This window comes from Rhizobium mesoamericanum STM3625 (genome assembly GCF_000312665.1).
GTDB classification, from domain to species: domain Bacteria; phylum Pseudomonadota; class Alphaproteobacteria; order Rhizobiales; family Rhizobiaceae; genus Rhizobium; species Rhizobium mesoamericanum.
The window spans coordinates 1696095-1720652 of sequence record NZ_HF536772.1; the positions used below are offsets into that span (position 1 = coordinate 1696095).

Annotated in this window: 24 protein-coding genes; 16 read left to right on the top strand and 8 right to left on the bottom strand. The window is 59.2% G+C overall.

The genetic code is table 11. The features are described 5' to 3' along the window. Positions 1 to 133: 133 nt before the first annotated feature. The 3 genes from waaA (at position 134) to lpxK (ending at position 3328) form a co-directional block, all read left to right on the top strand. Positions 134 to 1453: a lipid IV(A) 3-deoxy-D-manno-octulosonic acid transferase gene (gene waaA / locus BN77_RS08225; RefSeq protein WP_007530425.1), complete on the top strand. Its 1320-nt coding sequence runs from the start codon at positions 134 to 136 to the stop codon at positions 1451 to 1453. A gap of 14 nt (positions 1454 to 1467) precedes the next feature. After that, positions 1468 to 2181: an HAD family hydrolase gene (locus tag BN77_RS08230; RefSeq protein ID WP_007530427.1), complete on the top strand. Its 714-nt coding sequence runs from the start codon at positions 1468 to 1470 to the stop codon at positions 2179 to 2181. Between the two features lie 106 nt (positions 2182 to 2287). After that, positions 2288 to 3328: a tetraacyldisaccharide 4'-kinase gene (gene lpxK, locus BN77_RS08235; RefSeq protein ID WP_007530429.1), complete on the top strand. Its 1041-nt coding sequence runs from the start codon at positions 2288 to 2290 to the stop codon at positions 3326 to 3328. Positions 3329 to 3352: 24 nt separating this feature from the next. Here lpxK and BN77_RS08240 read toward each other — a convergent pair whose 3' ends face one another. Both BN77_RS08240 and mutL read right to left on the bottom strand, forming a co-directional pair. Continuing rightward, positions 3353 to 3583, bottom strand: a complete 231-nt coding sequence (locus BN77_RS08240; protein ID WP_007530431.1) for a DUF2093 domain-containing protein — start codon at positions 3581 to 3583, stop codon at positions 3353 to 3355. Positions 3584 to 3651: 68 nt separating this feature from the next. Next, positions 3652 to 5466, bottom strand: coding sequence for a DNA mismatch repair endonuclease MutL (mutL, locus tag BN77_RS08245; RefSeq protein ID WP_007530433.1), 1815 nt, complete (start codon positions 5464 to 5466; stop codon positions 3652 to 3654). Between the two features lie 177 nt (positions 5467 to 5643). Between mutL and BN77_RS08250 the strand changes: the two genes are divergently transcribed. After that, positions 5644 to 7365 (top strand): response regulator, encoded by a 1722-nt coding sequence (locus BN77_RS08250; RefSeq protein WP_007530435.1) that lies wholly within the window; start codon positions 5644 to 5646, stop codon positions 7363 to 7365. A gap of 122 nt (positions 7366 to 7487) precedes the next feature. Continuing rightward, positions 7488 to 8846, top strand: coding sequence for a putative bifunctional diguanylate cyclase/phosphodiesterase (locus tag BN77_RS08255; protein WP_040676901.1), 1359 nt, complete (start codon positions 7488 to 7490; stop codon positions 8844 to 8846). Positions 8847 to 8903: 57 nt separating this feature from the next. Here BN77_RS08255 and BN77_RS08260 read toward each other — a convergent pair whose 3' ends face one another. The 5 genes from BN77_RS08260 to BN77_RS08280 all read right to left on the bottom strand — a co-directional run bounded on the left by BN77_RS08260 (position 8904) and on the right by BN77_RS08280 (position 13012). Then, the gene (locus BN77_RS08260) at positions 8904 to 9515 is read right to left on the bottom strand and encodes a PRC-barrel domain-containing protein (RefSeq protein ID WP_007530439.1); all 612 of its coding nucleotides are present in this window, start codon (positions 9513 to 9515) and stop codon (positions 8904 to 8906) included. 265 nt (positions 9516 to 9780) lie between these two features. Then, positions 9781 to 10668, bottom strand: a complete 888-nt coding sequence (locus BN77_RS08265) for an SMP-30/gluconolactonase/LRE family protein (protein WP_007530441.1) — start codon at positions 10666 to 10668, stop codon at positions 9781 to 9783. A 5-nt stretch (positions 10669 to 10673) separates the two neighbouring features. After that, on the bottom strand, positions 10674 to 11306 hold the full coding sequence (locus BN77_RS08270) for a 2-dehydro-3-deoxy-6-phosphogalactonate aldolase (protein ID WP_007530443.1): 633 nt from the start codon (positions 11304 to 11306) through the stop codon (positions 10674 to 10676). Positions 11307 to 11321: 15 nt separating this feature from the next. After that, positions 11322 to 12239, bottom strand: coding sequence for a 2-dehydro-3-deoxygalactonokinase (locus BN77_RS08275; protein ID WP_007530445.1), 918 nt, complete (start codon positions 12237 to 12239; stop codon positions 11322 to 11324). Next, positions 12239 to 13012, bottom strand: a complete 774-nt coding sequence (locus tag BN77_RS08280; RefSeq protein ID WP_425280186.1) for an SDR family NAD(P)-dependent oxidoreductase — start codon at positions 13010 to 13012, stop codon at positions 12239 to 12241. The genes BN77_RS08275 and BN77_RS08280 overlap by 1 nt, the downstream gene beginning before the upstream one ends. A gap of 93 nt (positions 13013 to 13105) precedes the next feature. On the opposite strand from BN77_RS08280, the gene BN77_RS08285 reads away from it, so the two are divergent. From BN77_RS08285 to BN77_RS08345, 11 genes are all read left to right on the top strand, one after another. Then, on the top strand, positions 13106 to 13900 hold the full coding sequence (locus BN77_RS08285; RefSeq protein WP_040677647.1) for an IclR family transcriptional regulator: 795 nt from the start codon (positions 13106 to 13108) through the stop codon (positions 13898 to 13900). 183 nt (positions 13901 to 14083) lie between these two features. Further along, positions 14084 to 14815 (top strand): helix-turn-helix transcriptional regulator, encoded by a 732-nt coding sequence (locus BN77_RS08290; RefSeq protein ID WP_007530450.1) that lies wholly within the window; start codon positions 14084 to 14086, stop codon positions 14813 to 14815. 512 nt (positions 14816 to 15327) lie between these two features. Next, positions 15328 to 16479, top strand: coding sequence for an iron-sulfur cluster carrier protein ApbC (gene apbC, locus BN77_RS08300; RefSeq protein WP_007530454.1), 1152 nt, complete (start codon positions 15328 to 15330; stop codon positions 16477 to 16479). 402 nt (positions 16480 to 16881) lie between these two features. After that, on the top strand, positions 16882 to 17856 hold the full coding sequence (locus BN77_RS08310) for a magnesium transporter CorA family protein (RefSeq protein WP_040677649.1): 975 nt from the start codon (positions 16882 to 16884) through the stop codon (positions 17854 to 17856). 17 nt (positions 17857 to 17873) lie between these two features. Further along, positions 17874 to 19772, top strand: a complete 1899-nt coding sequence (locus tag BN77_RS08315) for a potassium transporter Kup (RefSeq protein ID WP_007530457.1) — start codon at positions 17874 to 17876, stop codon at positions 19770 to 19772. Positions 19773 to 19928: 156 nt separating this feature from the next. After that, the gene (locus tag BN77_RS08320) at positions 19929 to 21107 is read left to right on the top strand and encodes a cell wall hydrolase (protein WP_040676906.1); all 1179 of its coding nucleotides are present in this window, start codon (positions 19929 to 19931) and stop codon (positions 21105 to 21107) included. Between the two features lie 282 nt (positions 21108 to 21389). Beyond that, positions 21390 to 21734 (top strand): AtpZ/AtpI family protein, encoded by a 345-nt coding sequence (locus BN77_RS08325; protein WP_007530461.1) that lies wholly within the window; start codon positions 21390 to 21392, stop codon positions 21732 to 21734. A 73-nt stretch (positions 21735 to 21807) separates the two neighbouring features. Beyond that, a complete protein-coding gene (locus BN77_RS08330; protein ID WP_007530463.1) occupies positions 21808 to 22560 on the top strand; it encodes a F0F1 ATP synthase subunit A in 753 nt (250 codons plus the stop codon). 71 nt (positions 22561 to 22631) lie between these two features. After that, entirely contained in the window at positions 22632 to 22859 is a 228-nt protein-coding gene (locus BN77_RS08335) for a F0F1 ATP synthase subunit C (protein WP_003588243.1), read from the top strand. 78 nt (positions 22860 to 22937) lie between these two features. Beyond that, the gene (locus BN77_RS08340) at positions 22938 to 23576 is read left to right on the top strand and encodes a F0F1 ATP synthase subunit B (protein WP_007530483.1); all 639 of its coding nucleotides are present in this window, start codon (positions 22938 to 22940) and stop codon (positions 23574 to 23576) included. A 3-nt stretch (positions 23577 to 23579) separates the two neighbouring features. Beyond that, positions 23580 to 24071, top strand: a complete 492-nt coding sequence (locus tag BN77_RS08345) for a F0F1 ATP synthase subunit B (protein ID WP_007530484.1) — start codon at positions 23580 to 23582, stop codon at positions 24069 to 24071. 290 nt (positions 24072 to 24361) lie between these two features. Here the strand turns inward: BN77_RS08345 and BN77_RS33435 are convergent. Beyond that, positions 24362 to 24558, bottom strand: a 197-nt coding sequence (locus BN77_RS33435; RefSeq protein WP_208856432.1) for a hypothetical protein, incomplete at its 5' end; no start/stop codon positions are given.

Genomic DNA, 24558 nt, shown 5'->3' on the forward strand with positions numbered 1-24558 from the left:
GATTCATCGAGAGCCGTCACCGATCGATTGCCGGACGCATTCTGGACAAACTGATCGGTCATTGCAGGCCGCAACAACACTTGGGAATTGGGAACGGGTTGATGTCGATCGTTTGTGATCGGAGAATTGGCAGATGAGTGGTCGCATGGCGCGGTTTGCGCTGAGCGCCTACCAGGCGACGGGAATGTTGCTGACCCCTTTTGTCGGCGGTTACCTCGCCTATCGGGCGGCCAAGGGCAAGGAAGACCGTGCGCGCCGTTTGGAGCGCTCAGGCTATGCCAGCGCCGACCGTCCGGCCGGGCCGCTTGTCTGGTTTCATGCCGCGAGCGTCGGCGAAACGAATGCCGTCATTCCGCTGATCCGTGAAATTCGCCGCCGTGATATCCATGTCATTCTGACGACGGGAACAATCACTTCGGCAAAGCTTGCCGCTGAGCGCATCGGCAACGAGGCGATCCACCAGTACGTGCCGCTCGACCTGAAGCCGGCGGTCAGCCGCTTTCTCGAATACTGGCAGCCGGATTGCGCTCTGATTGCGGAATCCGAAATCTGGCCGGCGACCCTAATGGAACTCGGCCGCCGCCGCATTCCGCAGATCCTCGTCAACGCGCGCATGTCGGACCGGTCCTTCGCGCGATGGAGCCGGCGACCGGCACTTGCGGAGGCTCTGTTCGAAAACCTTGCGCTCGTCATTGCCCAATCGGATGTCGACGCGGAGCGGTTCCGCGATCTTGGCGCGCGCCACGTCATGATGTCGGGCAATCTGAAGGTCGATACAGACGCGCCGCCCTATGACGCAGCCGTGTTCGCTGGCTACAAAAAGCAGCTTGGCGCCCGCAAGACCTGGGCGGCAATCTCGACCTTCGAGGGTGAGGAAAAGGCCGCAGGAATCGTCCATCGCGCGCTGAAGGAGCGAAACGGGCAATTGACGATCATCGTTCCGCGCCATCCTGAGCGCGCCGATGAAATCGAAACCGAACTCGTCAAGCAGGGCCTCAAGGTTGCACGCCGAACACGGGGCGATGCGCTTGCTCCCGACGTCGATGTATTCCTCGGAGATACGATCGGCGAAATGGGCCTCTACCTGCGCTTGACCGAGATCGCCTTCGTCGGTCGCTCGCTGTTTGCCGAAGGTGGCCAGAACCCGTTGGAGCCGGCGATGCTCGGTTGCGCGGTCCTGTCGGGGAGCAACGTGCAAAATTTTCGCGAAGCCTATCAGAAGCTGGCGCGGCGCGGCAGCGCTCGCATGGTCCGCGACACGGAGATGCTCGCAAAGGGCGTCCATTATTTGCTCACCAACGACGGCGCACGCCGCAACATGATCGAGGCCGGGGCCGGCGCCGTGCAAGAAATGCGTGGCGCGCTGACGGCGACTGTCAAGGGTTTGGAGCCCTACATCAATCCGCTGACGGTGAAGGCGAGACTGCTGCCGAAGGCGGTCGTGCAGCGCTGAGGGCAAGGGCGAATATGAAGACGATCAAAGGGATACTCTTCGACAAGGATGGCACGCTTCTGGATTATGACGCGAGCTGGCTGCCGGTGAACCGCGAACTGGCACGCATCGCTTCTGAGGGCGATACGGAACTTGCAGACCGGCTGCTACTCGCTTGCGGTATGGATCCTGTCACTGGACATATCGTTCCCGATAGCTTGCTTGCGGCTGGCAACACGCGCCAAATTTCCGAAGGGCTGATCGAGGCCGGCTCGAAGCTTGACTTGGTCGAGTTAACGATCAAGCTGGACGCTCTTTTTTCACACGCCGCCGCGTTTTCCGTTGCGGTGACGGATCTCGCCGCCTTCTTCGGTCGCCTGCATGCCCGTGGCTTTCGCCTCGGCGTTGCCTCGAGCGACAACGAGCGTTCGATCACACAGACTGCCCAGCGTTTTGGCTTTGCACCCTTCATCGATTACGTGGCTGGATACGACAGCGGCTTCGGCACCAAGCCGGAACCCGGAATGGTGCTTGGTTTCTGCGCTGCGACAGGCCTCGATCCCTCCGAGGTCGCCGTGGTTGGTGACAATAACCACGACCTGCATATGGGTCGAAACGCCAAGGTCGGCGTCACCGTCGCCGTGCTCACCGGCACTGGATCGCGGGAATCACTCACCGCTGCGTCGGACTACTGCCTGAACGACATCACCGAGCTTGAGGGCCTACTACCCGTTCTTCAGCTTGCCTGATTGACCAAGGGCTTGCTTTTTCTTGAAAATTGCCCTCTCCTTTCGCCCGGTTAAGGACAAGAACCGCCAGCATGATGCTCGGCGTCCAAAGGGCAGGACGGGAAGAATGGTATCCGAAGCGCCGCCGTTTTGGTGGTCGAAAGCCGATTGGCGTGCCTGGACGCTTTATCCGATTTCCTTCCTATATGGGCGCATCGCCGGCCATCGCATGGCCAATGCGAAGCGCGCCTCGGTTCCCGTGCCCGTTATCTGCGTCGGCAATTTCACTGTCGGCGGTGCCGGCAAGACGCCGACGGCGCTGACGATTGCCCGTGCGGCAAAGGCAAAGGGATTGAAGCCCGGCTTCCTCAGCCGCGGTTATGGCGGTTCGCTCGATGTCACCACCGTCGTCGATCCGGCTCATCACCGCGCCCTTGCAGTCGGCGACGAGCCTCTGCTTCTCGCCCGCGAAGCTCTGACCGTGATTTCCCGGCGCCGGGTTGAAGGCGCTCAGCGCCTCGTCAATGAGGGTGTGGACCTCATCATCATGGATGACGGCTTCCAGAGCGCCCGGCTGACGATCGACTATGCATTGCTGGTCATCGATTCCACGCGCGGCCTAGGCAACGGCCATATCGTTCCGGGCGGCCCCGTGCGCGCGCCCATTCGCCAGCAGTTGCGCTACGCGACGGCCCTTCTGAAGGTTGGAGGGGGCGAGGCCGCCGATAACATTGTTCGGGTCGCCGCGCGCGCCGCCAAGCCCTATTTCACAGCCTCGCTGAAAGTGTGCGATAGCGCCGATCTTTCTGGCCGCAACGTGCTGGCCTTTGCTGGCATTGCCGATCCGTCGAAATTCTATCGTACGGTCGAATCCGTCGGCGCGCATATCGCTGCTCGCCGTTCATTCGGCGACCACGAGCATCTGACCGATGACGAGATCGATGACATTCTATTGACCGCAGAGCGTGAGAGCCTTCAGATCGTGACGACGTCCAAGGATTTCGTCCGCCTCGCCGGCCATCATGGCAAAGCTGAGGAGCTTGCAGCGAAATGCCGTGTGATCGAGGTGGAGATGGCCTTCGCTGATGCAATGGCACCAGGGTTGATCATCGGCCTCGCGATCAATGCTTGCCGCGAGCGGCGTTTGAAGGAAGGGCGGAACGCCTAAGCAGAAAGCTTAAGGTGCTGGTGTTCAACGCTTCTGGTTAGGCAGGACGCCAGCGCGCTTGTCCGCCTCAAGTGAGGCAACGGCATCTGCATAAGGTTCCTGGCGCGCTACGCTCCAGTAGCGCAGCTCGTCCAGGGGAATCTGCTTGCCGGTAATTGCACATACGACGTAAGAGCCCGGCGACAGGATTTGAAAATCCGCATCGAGATAGCGTATCTGCGCCTCGCGGTTTCCATTTCCTTCGAACAAGTTCATGCGCTCCAATCCTTGCAGGGTGTCATAGTCCTGCCATAACGCGCTGCAGCCGCCTTTGCCAGCTTTTTTCAGCTACGGCCGAACAGCCGTTCGATATCCGAAAGCTTAAGCTCGATGTAAGTCGGCCGTCCGTGATTGCACTGACCGGATCCGGGGGTGACTTCCATCTGGCGCAGCAGCGCGTTCATTTCGTCAGGCCGCAGCCGTCGTCCCGAACGCACAGACCCATGGCAGGCCATGGTCGCGGCCACATATTCCAGTTTGGCGGAAAGGCCGGACGCCGTATCCCATTCGGCAATTTCGTCCGCGAGCTGTTGGACAAGCCCCGCCGCGTCCACCTCTCCAAGCATGGCAGGTGTCTCACGCACCGCGATCGCGCCCGGGCCGAAGCGTTCGATCGCCAGTCCGAGAACGCCAAGCTCGGCGGCAAACTGCATCAGCCGATCGCAATCCTCTTCAGGCAGATCGATGATTTCGGGGATAAGGAGAACCTGCGAGGCGAGCCGCTTCGAGTGCAACGCCTTGCGCATCGCCTCAAAGACCAGACGTTCATGTGCGGCGTGCTGATCGACGATGACCAGGCCGTCGTCGGTCTGTGCGACGATGTAGTTTTCGTGGATCTGCGCCCGGGCGGCGCCCAGCGGATAGCGTTGCGGCGGCTCTTCCGGGGCAACCGGCGTTCTGGAGGTTGGGGTGGTGTCGCTGCGGGCTGTCGGGGTCGCAAGTCCATCGAAGGAGGCCTGCAGTCGTTCGCCGAAGCCGCTGCTTGCTGCTTGATAGAACGGGCGCGACGGAGATGTCGCCGCCGACCAGGGCTCTTGTGGCCGCTGGGCACTCGGCTGGAAACCAGGCCGAAAGGAGCGCAGCATTCCGTCGGCGCCAGTCGTCGCCGCCCGGCTGCCGTCACGCGCCAGTGCCTCGCGTACGGCCCCGACGATCAGGCCACGCACCAACTGCGGGTCGCGGAAGCGCACGTCCGATTTGGCCGGGTGCACGTTGACATCGACAAGAACGGGGTCGAGCGTGATTGATAAAACGGCAACCGGATAGCGTCCGGCTGGGATAGTCTCGGCATAAGCGCCACGGATCGCCGAGAGGATCAGCTTGTCTTGCACCGGACGACCGTTGACGAAAGCGTACTGGTGGGCCGAGTTGCCGCGATTGAAGGTCGGCACGCCGGTAAAGCCGGTCAGCGATATGCCTTCGCGCTCGGCATTGATCTCAATGGCATTGTCGCGGAAGTCCTTGCCGAGGATCTGCGCCATGCGCGCGAGATGATCGTCGCCCGTCGCCGGCAGCTCCAGCGTCGTGCGATCAGTCCCTGTCAGCACGAATCGCACGCGTGGGAACGCGATCGCCATCCGCTTGACGACCTCGGTGATCGCCGCAGCCTCGGCCTTCTCCGTCTTCAAAAACTTCAGGCGCGCGGGCGTGGCGAAGAAGAGATCGCGAACCTCTACGACCGTGCCCGGATTGCCGGGCGAGGGGCGAAGATGCGTTATCCTGCCACCTTCTACGGCAATTTCATTGCCGCCAGTGCTGTCCCGGCGGCGGCTGGATATGCTGAGCCGCGCGACCGAGCCGATCGACGGCAGCGCTTCGCCGCGAAAGCCCAGGGTGCGGATGTCATCCAGCGTGTCTGATATCTTGGAGGTACAGTGGCGGCGTACGGCAAGCTCTAGATCCGCAAGATCCATGCCGGAGCCATTGTCCGAAACCCGCAGCAGGCTCTTCCCGCCGCCCGATGTCGCAACCTCGATGCGCGTCGCCCCCGCGTCGAGGGCGTTCTCGATCAGTTCCTTGGCGGCACTAGCCGGTCGTTCGATGACTTCACCGGCGGCGATTTGGTTGATGAGCGTTTCTGAAAGCTGTCTGATGGCCATGAGCGCATTCTCTTGGATTCGCGGGGCCGAGGGAAGTGCCAAAGCGGGGCCGATCCCGTGTTCTGCACGTTCCAATTCGGGCCGCTTAACGTTAAGCGCGCCTTAAGACAAAGGTGCCATTTTGCGGCTTACTTCCGAGGATTGGGTTTAAATCGGACAGATGTGGGACGCGTAGGAATGAGTGCCGGCTTCGAAAAAGCGGACACATCATCTGTAAGCAGCGAAATGTCGGCTGATATCAGCCTGCAGACGGCGCTGTTCGACGCGGTGTGCGAGAGCCTTGGCGCCGCATTCATTGTCTACGACAAAACCGACCACATGATTTTTGCCAGCCGCCAGGTTCTCAATTTCTTTCCCATATCGGAGACGATGCTGAAGCCGGGTACGCGTTTACGAGACTTCCTCGGCGCGATCCACGACACTGGCATCCGCACACAGTCGCCTGGCAATCAGGCCGCGATGAGCCGCGAGGATTGGCTGTCCCAGAAAATCGCCTCACATTGGCGCGAACGCTTCGAAGCTGTCGAACGGCACGGTACGGATCGCTGGATTCGCTTCGGCAAGCGTCGCCTCGCCAGCGGCTTCGGGGTTTCGGTGATCCAGGATATCTCCGAGGAGAAGAAGCGTGAGGAACAGTGGCGTTCTGATCTGGAGCGTGTACAGCTGACCGAGGATATCCTCGATAACTTGCCTTTCCCGCTCTTCGTTAAGGACCGCAATCTCAATTACGTCGCCGTTAACATCGCCTTCTGCGAAAAGTATCAGACGACGGTTGACGAAGTGCTCGGCCGCAAGAGCGGTGACCTGTTCTCCAAGGAGGTTGCCAAACGCTTCGAAGAAAGTGACCGTCACGTACTGGAGACCGGCGAAATGTCGATCTCCCGCCAGCGACAGGTCTCCCGCGATGGCGTGGAACGCGACATTGTCGCGCGCAAGCACCGCATCGGCAAGCCGGGGCGCTATTTTCTCGTTTCGACCATGCAGGACCTGCCGCGCGACGGCGCCGATCTCGATGAGTTCCGGGTTGCTTCGGCGGTCACGACATCGAGCAAGAATTCCTATCGGCGCGCCTACGTTCCCATGGGCGGCAGCGGCGAGCGCCGCCAACCGGCCGCGATGGAGGCGATCGTCCCGGAAAACTTCTCGGGTCGGAAAGTCCTGGTGGTGACCTTAGATGTGGTGGCCGAAGCAGCGGCCTTGCGCACCCTCGCCAAATACGGCTTCGAGGCCTGCTCGGTTCGTGGCGAGGATGAAGAAGAGCACTTCCTAGAGATTGCGACCTCGTCCGGGATCTCGCTCGACCTGCTCGTGATCGACAATCAGCTTGGCATGCGTTGCCTCGAGCTCGCCGAGCAGTACGGCATCCCGGCACTCGTGATGGACGGCTTTCAGCTCGCCAATGAACTCACCTTCCAGATCGCCCGTCATTTCAACCGCAACAATCGCGGCCAGATCGTCGAAGGCCTCGACACCGATTGGGAGATCACCACAGTCGACGACGTGAACGTGCTCGACGTGCTGGTCGCCGAAGACAACGACATTAATCAGATCGTTTTCTCGCAGATCCTTGAGGGTCTCGGCTACCGCTACCTGATCGCTCCAAGTGGTGACGAAGCGATCCGGCTGTGGACCGAGCGCCAGCCGAAAATCATTCTGATGGATATATCGCTGCCGGGCTTCAACGGTTTTGAGGCGGCGCGGCTGATCCGCCAGACCGAGGAAGGCGGCCGTTCAAGAACGCCGATCATCGGCGTTCTTACTCAGGCGTTCGAGCGTGACCGAGTTGAGTGCGCAAAAGCCGGAATGGACGATGTGATCATGAAGCCGGTGAGCCCCGATATTCTTCAGGGAATCTTTCGCAAGTACCTTGCCGAGGATATCCAACGGGCCATTATTTGACGAACAAAGCTCGTCAACTCCCTAAATCTTGGGGCAAATTGCGGTTTCAACGCAGCCGATCCACTATCGAATTCTTAAGACTTGCCCGCCATCCTTCCCGCATTGGTGCAGTCTGGGTCTGAATGATGATGTCGGCTGAAATGCCTTTGGTGCCCGTAAGTCAGAATGAACCTCAGACGATGGCCTACACCGACCAACTGACCGGGCTCGGCAACCGCTACCGTATGCGCGACCGCATTGCTCAGATTGCTGCGGAACGCGCGAGCGATCCTGCGCCCTTCACCGTTGGCATCGCCAATCTCGATTCTTTTAAACCGATCAACGATCTTTTCGGCTCTTCGGCGGGGGATGAAATTCTCTGTCAGGTCGCTCATCGCCTGAAGGCCTGCATCCCCGACGGCGCCTTGGTCACGCGTCACGATGGCGATGAATTTGCCTTTGTCCTGCCGCTGGTATTCGAGCGGGCGAGCGCAGAGAAGTTCGGCCAGATGATCCGCGAAGTGCTCTCAGCGCCATATGATCTCGGCGATCGCAATGTGAGACTGTCGGCGTCGTTTGGTTTTTCGATCTATCCGTTCGCTGGCGAGGAGTTCGAGGAGCTACTGAAAAGTGCGGAGACCGCGCTCTACCGCTCAAAACGCCGCGGCCGTGGCCAGATCACCGTTTATTCGCGCGAAATCGCCCAGGAAATGAAACGCGCGACGCAACTGGAACAGGCGCTGCGCAATGCCATTATCTCCGATGCCATAGACGTGCACTTTCAGCCGATCGTTGCGCTCTCCAACAATCAGGTCGTCGGTTTCGAAGCCCTGGCACGCTGGAACGATCCGGATCTGGGTTTCGTTTCGCCTGGAGTTTTCGTTCCGCTCGCGGAAGAGCGTGGCTTTATCGACGCCCTGTCGGAGGCACTGTTGCGCAAGGCGGCGGAAACGGCACTTTCCTGGCCACGCGAACTCTTTCTTTCCTTCAATCTCTCTTCAGCGCAGTTAATGGATCCGGGCACGAGCGGCAGCATCCTGTCGATCCTCGGCCGTGTCGGGTTCGACCCGCACCGACTCGAACTAGAGATCACCGAGACCGCGGTGATGGGCTCGGCCGATACGGCAAACCGGATTATCGCCGATCTTCGCCAGGCTGGTGTCCGCATCTCGCTGGACGACTTCGGGACGGGTCAGTCGAGCCTCGGTCGCCTGCGGGATTTCATGTTCGACAAGATCAAGATCGATCGCGCCTTCGTGTCCCGGATCAACTCCGATAGAGCCTCCGAGCACATCATCAAGGCCATTCTCACGATGTGCGAGGGGCTGGACCTGGAAGTGGTCGCGGAAGGGATCGAGGATTATTCGGAAGCGGTCAAGCTGCGCTCGCTCGGCTGCGGTATGGGGCAGGGCTATCACTTCGGCAAGCCCGCCGATGGCATCGCCACGCTGCGGTTCCTGCATGAGAACTATTATGATAGCTCGGATCGTGCCAGTGCTTGAAACGCCAGTGGCGCCCCTTCGGACGCCACCGGTTGCATGACAACCCACTCCGCAGTGTCACTTGTTCGTTGTAGAGCCCGTGGCCGTTGTGTCTGTTGTACCACCTGGCGCAGGGGTCTTTTCTGCTGCCTGCATCTTAAGTGTCTTGAACTCCGGGGCAGCCTTCAGCGATTCCGCTGTTTCAGAGGTGGTAAGCTTGACACTGCCGTCCTGCGTGTTCTGGGCGATGGTGATCTTATTGATCGGAACGGCCACATCCTTCTCGCCGATTCCGAGGAAGCCGCCGACACCCACGATCGCTGCGACCAAACCGCCATCCTTCTTCATGATCAGGTCGTTGACGGTTCCGATGCTTTCATTCTTACCGTTATAGACCGATTGGCCAATATACGTATTCGCGCTCACCTGATCAGCCGCCTGCTCGGTTAGATATGGGCCGCCCGCCTGTGCGGTATTGGTCGCGGCCGGCGCGGGAGCCTGAGCCGCCTTATCTGCCGGGATCGGTGCCGTTGCATCCGGAACCTTCGGCGGAGCTGCCGGATTGCTTGGCGCGGCCTGCGTGGCCGATGGGTTCGGAGCCTGGGCTGCGCCCTGAGAGAATGCCGCCGGTGCGAAAGCCGTGGCAAACAAAGCACCAGCGGCAACGGTTGTGAGAAGTTTGCGTGTCATTTCGAACCTACCTTTCAGTTCAATTGGTGCCCTCCGGCCGAGCCCGCCGCTATCGGTAGACCGAGCCGTTTGGCCAGTTCCCTATTGAAATGAATGGGAATTCTAATGGTTCCAGAAAAAGATCGCGCAAAAATTGCTAATTTAGGAGAATGCTTAGCCAGATGCTACAGGCGCGTGGTAATCACCCTCCCGATCGATGAAAAAACAAGAAGGGTGTCCTTGGGACACGCCCAAGGGACACCCTCCTGATTGTCTTCAGTTCGCGTCAGATCACATAAACGGGGTCAAAAACTCCCTTCACAGTGACGTCAAGTTCAAGTAGGGACCCAGCCTGGGGTTGCGCCGATCGCGCATCGTCATCCAATCCTTCCCATGCCGTGGTGACTGCAAGGCGGTCGCCGTTCGGTCCGATGAAGGCAGGGCAGGAGGGCTGGGCGGCCGGGACTTTATAGCGCGAGATGCGCAGCCCATCAGGGCTGTAGCGATCGACCGTGCCGGCGCCCCAACGGGCATTCCAAATGTATCCATCGGCATCGACGACCGAACCATCGATGCCACCCGGCTCGTCCATGGTGTCGACAAGGACAATCGGTTCACCAGTCGGCAGGCCGGTGTGCGGATCGACCATTACGCGCATCAGGCGGCTAATGCGAGTGTCGGTGAAATAGCCCATCGTCCCGTCCGGCGAGAAGCAGATCGAGTTCGGAATGCTGATGCCGTCGAAGATCTTTGTCACGCGACCACCGGCAACATGATAGATCGCGCCGGCGCGGCTTTCTGCCCGCTTACTCATCGTACCGATCCACAGCGCGCCTGAGGGATGCGTGCGGCCGTCGTTCGAGCGGTTCTCCGGCTTGTCGCTTTCGAGCGCGGCATAAAACGTTAGACTTCCGCTCTTCGTATCGCGGATAAAGAGGCCCTGTTCGGTCGCAAGCAGTTGGCGGCCGGCATCGATGCGGGCGAGCACGCTCGCCATCATGGGCAACTGGTGCACTTTCTTCTCGTCCGTCGAAAGGTTCAGCTCGTGCAGTTCCTTGCCGAGAATGTTGAACCACCAGACCGTGTTTGTGCCTGGATCGTAGGTCGGGCCTTCGCCCAGCACGGAGTTGGTGTTGCAGAGCGTCCTGCCCGCAAACTCGTGAATTTCGGTCATTCTCCTTAAGCTCCTACGGCTGCATCATAGGCGTAAATGGTCGCCTTGGCGCGCTCGGCAACCTCTGCCGCGGTCATTCCAGGCTTGTAGAGGCTGGTGCCGAGACCGAAGGCACGGATGCCAGCTTTTGTATAATCCCCGAAATTCTTGTCCGAGACACCGCCGACGGCCGCGATCACGAGTTCTGGCGGTAGAATTGCGCGGATCGCGGTGATTCCGGACGGGCCGAGAACGCTGGCGGGAAAAAATTTCAGCCCCGTAGCGCCGGCGCGGGCTGCGGCCAGCGCTTCTGTCGGGGTGAACACGCCAGGCATCGTGACCATGCCGTAGTCACGGGCAAGCACGATGACTTCAGGCTCGACGTTCGGCGTAACCAAAAGCTTGCCGCCCGCCGAATTCAGGCTGTCGACGGCCGCCGTCGTCAGAACGGTTCCAGCGCCGATCAGACAATTGGCAGGCGCCATTCTCGCGGCGATCTCGATCGACTTGAACGGGTCGGGCGAGTTCAGCGGAATTTCGATCGCGGTCAGTCCGCTGTCGATCAGTGCTCCGACGACGCTTTCGGTCTCTTCGGGTTTGATGCCCCGAAGAATGGCAATGAGCTGGCGCTTCATTGTGGGGAAGGGGATGCGGTTCATCGCTTTGGTACTTTCCTAATTCGGCCAAATGGCTTTGGCGGCGGCGGCAAGCCCGCCACGGACAGCAGTGTCGGCGTCAATCGTGTTAAAGGATAATGATAGTGCCTTGAAGGCCGCTTCATAAAGACCCTGCAGTCGGCCGGCGGCCACAAGGGTAATGCTGACGCCCGCCCCCGCCGCCGCAATGGCGCCGGCGATTTCCAGACCGATCAATGTGCCGGAGATCTTGGCCTGTGCCGCTGCGGCCGTCAGACCATGCAGCAGCTGTCCGGAGCGCGCCGTAAAGAAGAGGTTCGTCGCCATTGCCGGCTGCGCGTAGGCTGCTTTGATCGCGCTATCGAAGGCTGCCTCATCTGTCGGCGTCTGCTCCGCGCCGGCGACGGCATGCGACAGGATCGTATGCTTGGATATTGCATCGAAGAGTTCGCCCGTCATGAAGCTGGAGAAGCCGGTAACCCGTCCGTCCGTGACGCGCACCCACTTGGAATGCGTACCGGGCATGCACACTGCCTGTGATCCGGTGCTTGCCGGGCCAAGCGCGCCGAGAAGCTGTGTTTCCTCGCCGCGCATGACGTCGGGCCTTGTCTGATCCCTTTGCGCAAGTCCCGGAAGGATCCGGACGTCCCGGCTCTCGCCGGGAACAATTGCCGTGCGGGTGAGGATGGAAGATAGCGACGTCGGCACGTCGACATAGCCTGCCTCGACCCATCCCTGCTTGGCGCCTGCCATGCCGCAAATGATGACCGGAAGATTTTCCGGCGAATTCACCTTGGCCAGGTGCGAGGCCAGAACCTCGGCAAAGCCGGTCTTCGCAGCCGTCGTCATTCCTTCATTGCTGCGGCTTTCGGCAAGGATGCTGTCATCCTTGTCCATCAGCCAAAGCCGGAAACTGCTCGTTCCCCAATCCACCGCGACATAAGCGGGATCCGCCATTAGAAAATGCCTCCATCGACAATAAGAGATTGGGCGCTTATCGCTGCCGCGCAGCTCGACGCCAGAAACAGGCACGGACCAACGATGGCGTCGGCGTGTAGGACCTTCTTGATGCACTGCCGCTGCACTGTCCGAGCGATGCCCTCTTCGGTGAGCCAGAGTTTCATCTGACGATCGGTCACGATCATGCCCGGCAGAATACAATTGACGCGGATGTTATCAGGTCCGAGCTTACCGGCCAGACTTTTCGTTAGCCCGATTACACCGGCTTTTGCGGCCGAATAGGCAGGAAATTCCGGCATATTGAGGAGAAAGGCGATCGACGACATGTTGATCACCGCGCCGCCGCCGGCAGCGCGCATCGAGGGCGCGACGGCCTGTGTGGTAAAAAAGACGTGGCGCAGATTGGTCGCCTGGTTATCGTTCCAATATTCCTCGGTCACGGTCTCGAAATCGTGCCGGTCGTCGCGCGCGGCATTGTTGACGAGCACGCTGATCGGGCCAGAGTGAGCGACTATTTCATCGACCGTCCGGCGGATATCTGCAACATTGCGCAAATCTGCCTTGTGGAAGCGGATGGGATGCAGCGTGTCGCGCGACAGCCTCTCGACAAGCTCATGGCTTTCCGTTTCCGCGACATCGATGAAAGAAACCTTCGCCCCCTGGCAGGCAAAACCCTGGACGATAGCTGCCCCGATGCCGGACCCGCCTCCGGTGATCAGCACACTTCGATCCCTGAACTCCGGAAACTGCGCAACAATACTCGTCACCATTTCCTCCCAAGCGTTCCATTATGTGGAACTCAATTTGACTATGTGGAATTATCCGATTACGTTGGTATTCCTGTCAAGGCATTTGGGGCAATGATGAGTGTGGCAAAAGAGAGTGCGCGCGCAAAGCGCGACACAGGCACCCTAGGTAAGCTGATGGTCCTTCTGGATCTCGTGAGCCACGCCGACGGCCCCATGCGCTTCACCGACATACTGGAGGTCACCGATCAGCCCCGCGGCACTCTTCATCGCCAGCTGAGCCATCTCGTGGAGGAGGGGCTGCTCGAAATCGATACGGACGGACGCTATTTACCGGGCTTGCGGCTATTGGATCTCGCCTCTCGCAGCTGGGGGCGCAACGAGTTCCGTGTTATGGCTGAGCCGCACCTCAGGGCGCTCCAGGGCCTGACTGGTGAAACGGTCCATCTCGGCGTGCTGCGCGGGACCTCGATCATCTACCTCGACAAGTTCGAAGGGCAACAGCCCGTCAGGATGTACTCGCAGATCGGCAACGCTTCGCCGGTCTATTGCACTGGCGTAGGCAAGGCGGCCTTGTCCATCTTGCCCGAGGTGCGGGTTAAGGCCTTGTTGGAGGATATTTCCTTCCATCGCTTCACCGCCAACACCCATACGGCTCAGTCGCTTCTTGCCGAGGTTGAGGAGATACGAAAACTGGGCCATGCCTTCGACCGTGAGGAGCACGAAGTCGGAATCCGGTGCGTCGCGGCCCCTATCTGGTCCGAGAATTTGTCGCTTGTCGGCGGTGTTTCGGTGACCGGTCCGGCCTATCGGCTCACCATGGAAAAGCTTTCGCAGTGGGCAGGCCCGATCCAGGAGGCAGCGGCACGGATCATGGAGGCCATGCGGATTGGGCTTGGCCCACGTCGCTGAGCAAGGGGCATATCCGCCGAAAGCACAATATTGAGAATTTCTGATGAATCATCACAATTGACGCTCGTCAATCCCCCATCCTGGGGTGTATGTGCTGATAATCGTCATCGGCGATACAAATAGCGACGGCGCGGGTGAGACGGCCGTCTCCTTCAGGAACCATCTATCGAGTCGAACAAATAAATGACCCCATCGCAGCCAGGATCTTCCGTAGACGTCCACGTAAGTGAGGTCGCAGGACTGAAAACCCAGTTCGATATTTTCCGCTTCATGAAAAAAGTGACCGAAGCGTATCGGACGCGGGCCTTCATGGTTTTCAATCTTCCCTCCGTGACAGCACGGGACTTGCAAAGCAACACCGTTATCTCGAGTTGGCCGGTGGAACTTTTGGCGGCCTACGACCATGAGGGGCTGGTGGCCAACAGCCCGGTCATGAAGCGGCTACGGACATCGACGACGCCCTTCTTCAACGACGTGTCGCTGGCGAAACTCGATCGGCCGGACGGGAAGGCTGGCCTCGTCAAGGCGCTCTTTGAGCGCTTTCACATGATGCGTTGCGCCTATTTTCCAACCCATGAGTCTTCCGGTGGCCGGGGCGCCGTTTCATTTTCGGGCGATCGTGAGGCATTCACCACCGAAGAAATGCGCGAACTCCATTATATTTCCGTCCACGTCTTCGATCGACTGGCCGAGATTCGCAGTCATGACAACCGAGTCACGGATACCTTGACCGACCGCGAGATCGACTGTCTGAACTGGACGGCTGCCGGTAAGACCAGTGTGGAGATTGCCGAGATCCTCACCCTCTCCGAGCATACGGTCAACCACTACCTCAACCGTGCAACCAAGAAACTCGATACGGTAAACCGCACACAGGCAGTCGCCAAGGCGCTGCGGATCGGCCTGATAAAGTAAGGGCTGCGCAAATTGTGGGCTTCGCACGAATTCGCGCCTAAATCTTCGCCAAAACGGACGACGTGGTCACCGCAACACGCCGCCTCTTGCGAATGTTTTCCAGTTGGCACGTTTTCTGCTTCTTTCTCTCCAGCGGTCCAGAGGGGACCTGGTAACGACGCCGAATGAACGGCGCGACCCGCATGCCGCCGCCGACGCCACGATGCCCGATCTCAGGCTCTGCCGTCGGCGGTGGTTGTTGCTTTTGAGACGGCAAGCGTGGCATTCCTCCGCTCTTATTCCTCCGATTTGCGTTTTGTGCTGGCCTTTGGCCACGGATGCTCTAGTTCGCAAGGCTTACCCGGTATCCTGGAGGCTGTTGCGACTATCAGGGCGAAAGCCCGGCGGACTTGATGTCGCAGCGGCCTTCCGGTTGATCCCGTTTCCTCAATGGCGCCCGTGATTGCCGATTTTATTTGGCGAAGACGCGGCGGTCCTCTATCTAGAGTGCCAACTAGGGCAGTGAGGATGGAATGACCGGCGTCACCAAAGAACAGGTTCTCGAAACGCTGAAGACCGTGCGCGGTCCCGATCTTGAACACGATATTGTCGAGCTCGGCATGGTGTCTGATGTCTTCATCTCCGACGCCAAGGTCTATTTCTCCATCACCGTCCCGGCGGAGAGCGCCAAGGAGCTTGAGCCGCTTCGTCTTGCGGCCGAACGGGTCATCAGGGAAATGCCGGGCGTCAAAGGAGCGCTCGTTGCCCTGACGGCAGACAAGAAGGTCGGTTCTGGCTCGGCGCCGGTGTCACGCCCACAGCCGCAGGCGGGCCATGATCATCATGGCCACGCGCACGCACCGCAACAGCAACGCGCGGGCAAGCTCGGTGTCCCAGGTATCAACGCGATCATCGCCGTCGCCTCCGGCAAGGGGGGCGTGGGCAAGTCTACAACCGCCGTCAATCTTGCGCTCGGTCTCCAGGCAAACGGCCTGCGCGTCGGCGTCCTCGACGCAGATATTTACGGTCCGTCGATGCCCCGACTGCTGAAGATCTCCGGTCGCCCCACCCAGATTGACGGCCGCATCATCAATCCAATGGAAAATTACGGACTAAAGGTTATGTCGATGGGCTTCCTCGTTGACGAGGAGACAGCCATGATCTGGCGTGGTCCAATGGTGCAATCTGCATTGATGCAAATGCTGCGCGAGGTTGCCTGGGGCGAGCTCGACGTGCTCGTCGTCGATATGCCGCCTGGAACCGGCGATGCGCAGCTGACGATGGCACAACAAGTGCCGCTGGCCGGCGCCGTCATTGTCTCGACCCCGCAGGATCTCGCGCTTGTGGATGCCCGCAAGGGGTTGAACATGTTCAAGAAGGTCGAGGTTCCTGTGCTCGGCATCGTCGAGAACATGAGCTATTTTATCGCGCCAGATACTGGCACGCGCTATGATATCTTTGGTCATGGCGGCGCGCGCAAGGAAGCTGAGCGCATTGGTGTGCCATTCCTCGGCGAGGTGCCGCTGACGATGAATATCCGCGAGACATCCGATGCCGGAACGCCGCTTGTCGCCACGGAGCCAAACGGCATTGTCGCCGGCATCTATCGCGAGATTGCCGCCAGGGTCTGGCAGCAACTCGGTGGGCAACCGCAGAGGGCCGCGCCGGCGATCGTTTTCGAGTGAACGCTGCGCCGCCGCTAGGCTCCCAATTATGGAGGAAGTGTGGTCAAACGGCGCAGTGGACATAACACGTCTTGATTCTTTCGCAGCTTTCCGTCATATGGCGCGCCGTTGCCATGGGGGCGGCGTTTTGCGAATGCTCAATGATGACCACCCTGACGGGACTGGTCACCTGCACGTTCGGAGTTATCTTGGTCGAAGGATTGGTGACTGCGATGCGGATGAGCATGTTGCATATCTCGGCGGTTGCCGGATGTGCCAGGAGTTGTATGAGCTTTCTTCAATCGCCGTCGTCAAGATCGAGAACTTGCATCCCGCGCGCTCTCGCAGTCGGCGCGCCGTGGAAGGGCTTTCGATGAACAGAGCGATGTGCGCACAGTGCCCGGATCGCCGGAGGACTATCCGGTGATCACGGCCTACTGTTCCAATTGCAGGCCAGTCGAGATCGGCGATCTGTCGAACGGTTTATTGCGTGACGATGTCATGTGGATCGACATGATCGAGCCTTCGCGCGAAGAGGAACGCTTTGTTGAAAGTGCGCTTGGCATCGAGGTTCCGACGCGGGACGATCTCAAGGATATCGAGCCATCGGCCCGCCTCTATACCGAAAATGATGCCGTGTTCATGACGGCCTCTTTGGTCTGGAAGGCCGAAACCGATGCGCCGACGCTGACCGACGTTGCATTCATCCTTGCCGGCAAGCGGCTGATCACCATCCGCTACGCGCAGCCAAAATCGTTTGCGCTCTTCATTGCGGCTCTTCCGCGCGTGCCACAGCAGTGGCGAAGCGGCGCGGCATTACTGGCGAAACTATTCGAAACCGTGATCGATCGAACGGCGGAGATCCTGGAACTCTCGGTGGCGCGCATAGACATCCTGTCGACGCATGTGTTCGGTGAACGGGCCAGGAAGGTTCGCAAGCCTTCGAACTATCTGGAAGAAAAGCTCAGGGACATCGCGGGCCATCATCGCCTTGTCAGCAAGGTGCGTGACAGCCTCGCGTCGCTCTCCCGGCTCATGACGTTCTTCTTCAGCATTCCTGCTGTCCAGCAAGACCGCGACACCAAGGAACTGTGCAAGACTGTCTCGCGCGACATCCAGTCGCTCAATGAGCATGCGTCCTTCATCGCGGGCAATATCACCTTCCTGCTCGACGCCTCGCTCGGCCTGATCAACATCGAGCAAAACTCGATCATCAAGATTTTTTCGATCGCGTCCGTGGTATTCTTGCCGCCGACGCTGGTCGCCTCCATCTACGGCATGAATTTCGAATTCATGCCGGAACTGCACTTCGTCCACGGATATCCCTATTCGATTGGGCTCATGGTGTTGTCCGCCATCATTCCCTTCTTCTTTTTCCGATGGAAAGGCTGGCTCTGAGGGCCTGTTTTCATTTCATGCACGAAGGTAGCCATTCACACGAACGCACGATGAAGCCTCGCAAGCTGTTCTATCTTGCGCTGGGGTCGATAGGCGTTGTCTATGGCGATATCGGTACAAGCCCGCTTTATGCGTTCCGCGAAGCATTGAAGCCCGTCGCGATCGACGGCCTCACACGCTTCGAAGTGATCAGCCTTATCTCGCTGATGATTTGGGCTTTGACGATCATCGTCACCATCAAGTACGTGCTTTTCCTGCTGCGCGCGGACAACGAAGGCGAAGGCGGTACGCTTTCCCTTCTGGCGTTGCTGATGAAGACCGCTAATGGGCATACCGCGCTGCTGATGCTGCTTGGTCTCGTGGGCGCGGCGCTGTTCCTCGGCGATGCGATGATTACGCCGGCGCTCTCGGTGCTATCGGCCGTCGAAGGCCTGAAGCTCGTGGCTCCGAGTCTGACGAGCTACATCGTGCCGATCTCGGTCTTCATCTTGGCATTACTATTTGCCGTCCAGTCACGCGGGACCGGTGCCGTCGCGCGCTTTTTCGGACCGATCATGGCGCTCTGGTTCCTCGCAATGGCGGCCGCCGGCATTGCGCACATCTCGGATGACTTTGGCATCCTTGCCGCTTTCAACCCTTACTATGCGGTCAGCTTCTTGCTGCATGAGGGGTTCTACGGCGTTGTGGTGCTTGGCGCCGTCTTCCTGACCGTGACGGGTGCCGAAGCGCTTTATGCCGATCTCGGACACTTCGGTCGTCAGCCGATCCAGTGGGCGTGGTTTGCGCTGGTTTTCCCGGCGCTGACCCTGAATTATCTGGGGCAGGGAGCGCTGGTGCTCGGCAATCCCACGGCAATGTCCGATCCGTTCTACCTGATGTTCCCGCAATGGGCGCTGCTGCCGGCAGTGATCCTCGCGACCGCTGCGACGATCATTGCCAGCCAGGCAGTCATTACGGGTGCCTTCTCGCTCATCCGTCAGGGAATTAACCTCGGGTTCCTGCCGCGCATGGAAATTCTGTTCACGTCGGAAACAAATACGGGACAGATCTTCGTGCCGTCGGTCAATGCCGTGCTCTTTTTTGGCGTCATTTTCCTTGTCATCAGTTTTAAGACGTCAGACGCGTTGGCGATCGCCTACGGTATCTCAGTAACGGGTGCGATGGTCGTTACCTCGATCATGGCCTTCGATTTCGTCCGTGTTCGCTGGAACTGGTCGATCCCGGTAGCCACGCTGGCGCTTGCGCCGCTGGTAGGTCTGGAAATGATCTTCCTCGGTGCAAACCTGTTGAAGATCCATGACGGCGGCTACATTCCGATACTGATGGCGACCGCCTTCACGGTTATCATGTGGACTTGGCGTCGCGGCACGGCCCTGTTGATGGAGAAGACGCGCCACACCGATATCCCGCTGGCATCTTTCGTTAGCTCGATCGAGCGCAAGAGCGATCATTCGCCCGCCCAGGTGCCCGGCACCGCGATTTTCCTGACGAGCGATCCGGAATCGGCGCCTGCGGCCCTGCTGCACAATCTGAAGCACAACCATGTCCTGCATGACAAGAACGTCATCCTAACAATCCGTACGATCAACAAGCCCCGCGTTCCGAGCGCAGATCGTTACAAGGTCGAGCAAATTTCGGAGCGCTTCTCGCGCGTCGAACTCCTGTTCGGTTTCATGGAGTCGCAGAACGTCTCTCAAGCCCTGGCAACGCTTCGCAAGACAGGCCTGAAGTTCGACATCATGTCGACCTCTTTCTATCTCGGCCGTCGCAAGCTGGTCCCCGATGCGAAGTCCGGTATGCCCTATTGGCAGGATCGCCTTTACATCGCGCTTGCCAATGCCGCGGCAAATCCGTCGGACTATTTCCGTCTGCCGGCAAACCGCGTGGTGGAGCTCGGCTCGCACGTCATTATTTGACGAACAAAATAACCTCAGTAGAAGCCGGCGATCTGCCGCAATTTATTTTTCCTTGCTCTAATTCTTCTGCCTCCCCAGGGCCCGCATTAACCAAGCATCAAGGTTAATGAGACATTTTCAACGGCATGTTCATGCGTCTCATGCCGGAGTCTTGCGTTGCGTCGAAATAGCCCTTCCCGTGGCAAGCTGCGCCTCTTGCTTCAAAATTGGAGTTCCCCCGCGCTCTTCGGCGTTTGTGGGTGGCTGATGTCGCCGACGATGGCGTCCCATGCTGACCTCGCCGCTCTGCTTGCCGGCCTCGACCAGGGACGGGAAAACTGGCGCATGGTTTTAACGAGCTCGCCGGCCGGGTCGATCCATCAGGCGGAACTGACGTTTGCCGACCCAGTTGTCACTGGTACAATCGCGGCCGGAGCAGGAATGGTCCTGCCCGACGGCCGCAAGGTCGCCTTCATTGCCAAGGAGAAGGGCCACGAGGCAACGCCGGATGAAGACCGCGTCAATCGCCCGGCTAAAAAAAGCCGCGTCGTTGCTGTCGAGAAGGTGCAGCCGCCAAAGGACTTTTCCGCCGGCTCTGTCCTCCAAAGAACGCGCCTGCTCTTTCAGCCCACCTTCAATCTTAGGGATAAGTCGGCCTTCGTGAAGCCGAAGATCAAGGGCAAGGAAATCGAGATCGCGACCAACTTCTATAAGAAGGAACCGCCTAAGCCGGATCGCGGCGTTTCGCCGATGCTGGCTGGCCTTGTCACGAACCCAAAGGCTGACGTGCTGGCGACGGCCTATGCGCCGGCCGCGCCGGATTACTCCCGTCAGTCGCCCTTTGATTCGATTCTCACCGACAAGGCGGACGATGGACGCTTTGTGCCCCAGATCGGCCCGCGCGACCACGCCTGGGCCGCAAGCATCCTGGCGCCCTCGGTATTCTCGGCGGCCGAGCAGCAGTGCCTGGCATCCGGCATTTATTTCGAAGCGCGCGGCGAAACGGTAAAGGGGCAGGCCGCCGTTGCTCAGGTCATTCTCAATCGCGTCCGCAACCCGGCTTACCCGAAGACCATCTGCGGGGTCGTCTATCAGAACGAGGATTGGCGCAACCGGTGCCAGTTCTCCTTTGCCTGCGACAACATCAAGGATCGGGTGAACTCGCAATACCACTGGAGAATCGCCCGCGAAGTCGCGATGGCAGTGACCGCCGGCAAGATTTGGCTGCCGCAGGTCGGCTCAGCGACCCATTATCATGCTGTCTACGTTCGTCCGAAGTGGGCCAAGACCATGGAAAAGGTCGGTCGCATCGGTCTGCACGTCTTCTATCGCACCTATGGCGGCGGCTGGAGCTAAAGGAAAAGCCGATCCTGACGCGATTTCCCGTCTCCATGCCGCGCGCAAAAGCGGATTCTTCCGGTCGATTTTGGCAAAGTCCGCCGGGATTGACCTAAGCACATGTTTTCTCTTACTTATTTTATGGCTGGACATCGACCGCTCACGCCTTGACTATGCTTTTTGCTAAAACTATGTTGCGCGCGACTTCAGAACGGGCCGAAAGGTTCTCAAACCTTGGGGTTGTTGTCCGGAAAACCGGGGTAGCGGGATCGCGGACAGCGGCTAGTGGAGGAGAGCACCATGACGGACGACCGCGAGGAAGGTCTTGAGAAGCGCCGGGCGCAATTGGGAGCGGAGCTCGCAACCAAGCGCGTAGAGGCGGGGAAGGAAGAGGCTGTCGAAGCCAGCGCCGAAGCGAGCCGCAAAGGTTATGCCGAAGCGATGAAGCTTTCGAGCGAGTTCATCTCCGCAATCGTCGTTGGCGCCGTTCTCGGCTACCTCCTCGACCGTTTTGTCGGCACTGCGCCTTGGGGGATGATTGTTCTTCTTCTTCTTGGATTTTGTGCCGGCGTATTGAACGTTCTGCGTGCTGCGGGGAAGGTCGCAAAGCCTGATCCCGGCGAGCGCCAGAATGGTGGAAAATAGGGCAGGGCGCTCCGGCGTTCGATCCAGTGCAATAATCCCGACTTGCGCGGGCTAAAGATAGAGAGAACAAGCGGTGTCTAACGATCCGACCCATCAGTTCCTGATCCAGAAGATTGTGCCGATCGAAGTCGGCGGAATTGATTTCTCGTTTACGAATGCATCGCTCTTCATGGTGGCCTCCGCCGCCGTTGCCGCTGGCTTCCTCTATTTCTCGACATCGAACCGGGCGATCGTGCCAGGCCGCTCCCAGTCGGTTGCGGAGATGTCCTACGAGTTCATTGCCAACATGCTAAAGGAAGGCGCCGGATCCAAGGGGATGAAGTTCTTCCCATTGGTCTTTTCGCTCTTCATGTTCGTATTGACGGCAAACCTCCTCGGCATGTTCCCGTACTTCTTTACGGTCACCAGCCAGATCATCGTCACCTTCGCGCTGGCGCTGCTCGTCATCGGCACGGTTCTCGTCTACGGCTTCTACAAGCATGGCTTCCATTTCCTGAATGTTTTTGTCCCGCAGGGCGTCCCTGGCATTCTTCTGCCCCTTGTTGTGTCGATCGAAATCATTTCCTTCCTGTCCCGTCCGATTTCGCTCTCCGTTCGTCTTTTCGCCAATATGCTGGCTGGTCACATCACCCTCAAAGTGTTCGCAGGTTTCGTTGCCTCGCTTGGAGCCCTGGGTGCGGTCGGTATTGGTGGCGCTGTCCTTCCTCTCATCATGACGGTCGCCCTGACCGGTCTCGAGTTCCTCGTCGCCTTCCTCCAGGCTTACGTCTTTGCGGTGCTGACTTGCATGTACCTCAACGACGCGATCCATCCGGGTGGCCACTAAGGGATACCGACATTGACGTCCAAGGACGTCAGTCAATTCGCCGCAACACAACCATTTCAAAGGAGTTCAACATGGAAGCGGAAGCAGCAAAGTTCATCGGTGCAGGTCTGGCTTGCTTTGGTATGGCCGGTACGGCTCTCGGCCTCGGCAACATCTTCGGCAGCTACCTGTCCGGCGCTCTGCGCAACCCGTCTGCTGCTGACAGCCAGTTCGGCCGTCTGGTTTTCGGCTTCGCCGTTACGGAAGCTCTGGGCATCTTCTCGCTGCTCGTCGCTCTCCTCCTGCTCTTCGCCGTTTAATACAGGCGCATTGAAGGATCACGGCCTGCAGTCCGCATGCCGTGATCCTTTGCATTTGCAGTACACCTGGAGGTGAGCATGTTTTTTGTGACCCCGGCTTACGCCGAAGAGGCCCCGGCGGGAACCGCAGAAACTGGTGCAGGAACCGGTACAGACACGCATGCCGCCCCGGCAGCAGGCGATGTCCACACCGAGACCGGCGTACCAGCCGAGCATCATGGTGGCGGCGTATTCCCGCCTTTTGATTCGACGACTTACGCCTCACAGCTGCTATGGCTGGCGATTACGTTCGTTGTCTTCTTCGTGCTCATGCAAAAGGTCATCGCACCGCGCATCGGCAATATCCTCGAGCAGCGCCACAATCGCATTTCGCAGGATCTCGACGAGGCAAGCCGTCTGAAGGCGGAAGCCGATGCCGATGTTGCCGCTTACGAAGCCGAATTGGCTGCTGCTCGCGCCAAGTCGAACGCGATCGGTACTGCCGCCCGCGACGCTGCAAAGCTGAAGGCGGAAGCCGACCGTAAGGCCGTCGAAGCAGGTCTGGCTGAAAAGCTCAAGGCTGCGGAGGGTCGTATTGCCGACATCAAGGCGAAGGCATTTGCTGACGTCGGCACCATAGCGGAAGAAACCGCAACCGCTGTTGTAGAACAGCTGATCGGCACCTCGGCAAAGGCAGATGTTGCCGCTGCTGTTGCTGACATCAAGAAGGGGGCTTGATCGATGGAATTTGCATTCGACGCAACATTCTTTGCGATGATCGGCCTGTTCATCTTCCTGGCGCTGGTTGTCTACCTGAAGGTTCCCGGCATGATGGCAAAGTCGCTCGACGACCGTGCCGATCAAATTCGCAACGAACTGTCGGAAGCCAAGCGTCTGCGCGAAGAGGCCCAACATCTGCTGGCTGAATATCAGCGCAAGCGTAAAGAAGCCGAAGCCGAAGCGGCGCATATCGTTGCTGCAGCCGAGCGCGAAGCCGAGATGCTCACCGCCGAAGCCAAGAAGAAGACGGAAGAATTCGTCGCGAACCGCACCGCGGTTTCCGAACAGAAGATCAAGCAGGCGGAAGCCGATGCGATGAAGGCGGTCCGTTCCGCCGCCGTCGATCTGGCAATTGCCGCCGCCGAGAACGTTCTTGCGAAAAAGGCAGACACGAAGGTTCAGTCCGAGCTCTTCAGCGATGCCGTCGGCCACGTCAAGAGCCGCCTCAACTAGGCTACAAGCCATGTTTTCGAAATAGCCCCGCAATGCGGCCAGCGTTGCGGGGCGTTTTTTTGGAGTCGGGCTTATCAAGCTAAGGGCATTCTCTGCGAGCCCGCGCCGGAAGATGACGAGTGCCCGCCAGGAGTCTGGCTTCTCTTCGAAGTCGGCGCGCTCCTCCCTGAACGGGACTTCTATCAGCGCGGCGGCGCCAACCTTCAAATCAAGTCTCTCAGGCGGCCTTCAGCTCAAAGCGATAGGGTAAATTGTTGGCCCACATCCGATGCAGAATGATTGCAAGACGTCTAGCGACCGCCATGGTAGGCTTCGCCGATGAGCGATGCAGAGCGCCGCGCCTTCAACGAGTCCCGCTTTGATTTCCGCAGCAGGATACCGGCGGCTTCGACCAGCGTTCGTTGTATCTCGACATCACCACACTTCGGAATGCCCCGGTAGATCGCCGCCGGAGCCCCAATCATCCGATCTCTTTTTGTTTTTGGAG

Coding starts and splice junctions, on each gene's coding strand:
- waaA (WP_007530425.1), top strand. CDS start 134: ATGAGTGGTCGCATGGCGCGGTTTGCGCTGAGCGCCTACCAGGCGACG.
- BN77_RS08230 (WP_007530427.1), top strand. CDS start 1,468: ATGAAGACGATCAAAGGGATACTCTTCGACAAGGATGGCACGCTTCTG.
- lpxK (WP_007530429.1), top strand. CDS start 2,288: ATGGTATCCGAAGCGCCGCCGTTTTGGTGGTCGAAAGCCGATTGGCGT.
- BN77_RS08240 (WP_007530431.1), bottom strand. CDS start 3,583: ATGAACTTGTTCGAAGGAAATGGAAACCGCGAGGCGCAGATACGCTAT.
- mutL (WP_007530433.1), bottom strand. CDS start 5,466: ATGGCCATCAGACAGCTTTCAGAAACGCTCATCAACCAAATCGCCGCC.
- BN77_RS08250 (WP_007530435.1), top strand. CDS start 5,644: ATGAGTGCCGGCTTCGAAAAAGCGGACACATCATCTGTAAGCAGCGAA.
- BN77_RS08255 (WP_040676901.1), top strand. CDS start 7,488: ATGATGATGTCGGCTGAAATGCCTTTGGTGCCCGTAAGTCAGAATGAA.
- BN77_RS08260 (WP_007530439.1), bottom strand. CDS start 9,515: ATGACACGCAAACTTCTCACAACCGTTGCCGCTGGTGCTTTGTTTGCC.
- BN77_RS08265 (WP_007530441.1), bottom strand. CDS start 10,668: ATGACCGAAATTCACGAGTTTGCGGGCAGGACGCTCTGCAACACCAAC.
- BN77_RS08270 (WP_007530443.1), bottom strand. CDS start 11,306: ATGAACCGCATCCCCTTCCCCACAATGAAGCGCCAGCTCATTGCCATT.
- BN77_RS08275 (WP_007530445.1), bottom strand. CDS start 12,239: ATGGCGGATCCCGCTTATGTCGCGGTGGATTGGGGAACGAGCAGTTTC.
- BN77_RS08280 (WP_425280186.1), bottom strand. CDS start 13,012: ATGGTGACGAGTATTGTTGCGCAGTTTCCGGAGTTCAGGGATCGAAGT.
- BN77_RS08285 (WP_040677647.1), top strand. CDS start 13,106: ATGAGTGTGGCAAAAGAGAGTGCGCGCGCAAAGCGCGACACAGGCACC.
- BN77_RS08290 (WP_007530450.1), top strand. CDS start 14,084: ATGACCCCATCGCAGCCAGGATCTTCCGTAGACGTCCACGTAAGTGAG.
- apbC (WP_007530454.1), top strand. CDS start 15,328: ATGACCGGCGTCACCAAAGAACAGGTTCTCGAAACGCTGAAGACCGTG.
- BN77_RS08315 (WP_007530457.1), top strand. CDS start 17,874: ATGCACGAAGGTAGCCATTCACACGAACGCACGATGAAGCCTCGCAAG.
- BN77_RS08325 (WP_007530461.1), top strand. CDS start 21,390: ATGACGGACGACCGCGAGGAAGGTCTTGAGAAGCGCCGGGCGCAATTG.
- BN77_RS08335 (WP_003588243.1), top strand. CDS start 22,632: ATGGAAGCGGAAGCAGCAAAGTTCATCGGTGCAGGTCTGGCTTGCTTT.
- BN77_RS08340 (WP_007530483.1), top strand. CDS start 22,938: ATGTTTTTTGTGACCCCGGCTTACGCCGAAGAGGCCCCGGCGGGAACC.
- BN77_RS08345 (WP_007530484.1), top strand. CDS start 23,580: ATGGAATTTGCATTCGACGCAACATTCTTTGCGATGATCGGCCTGTTC.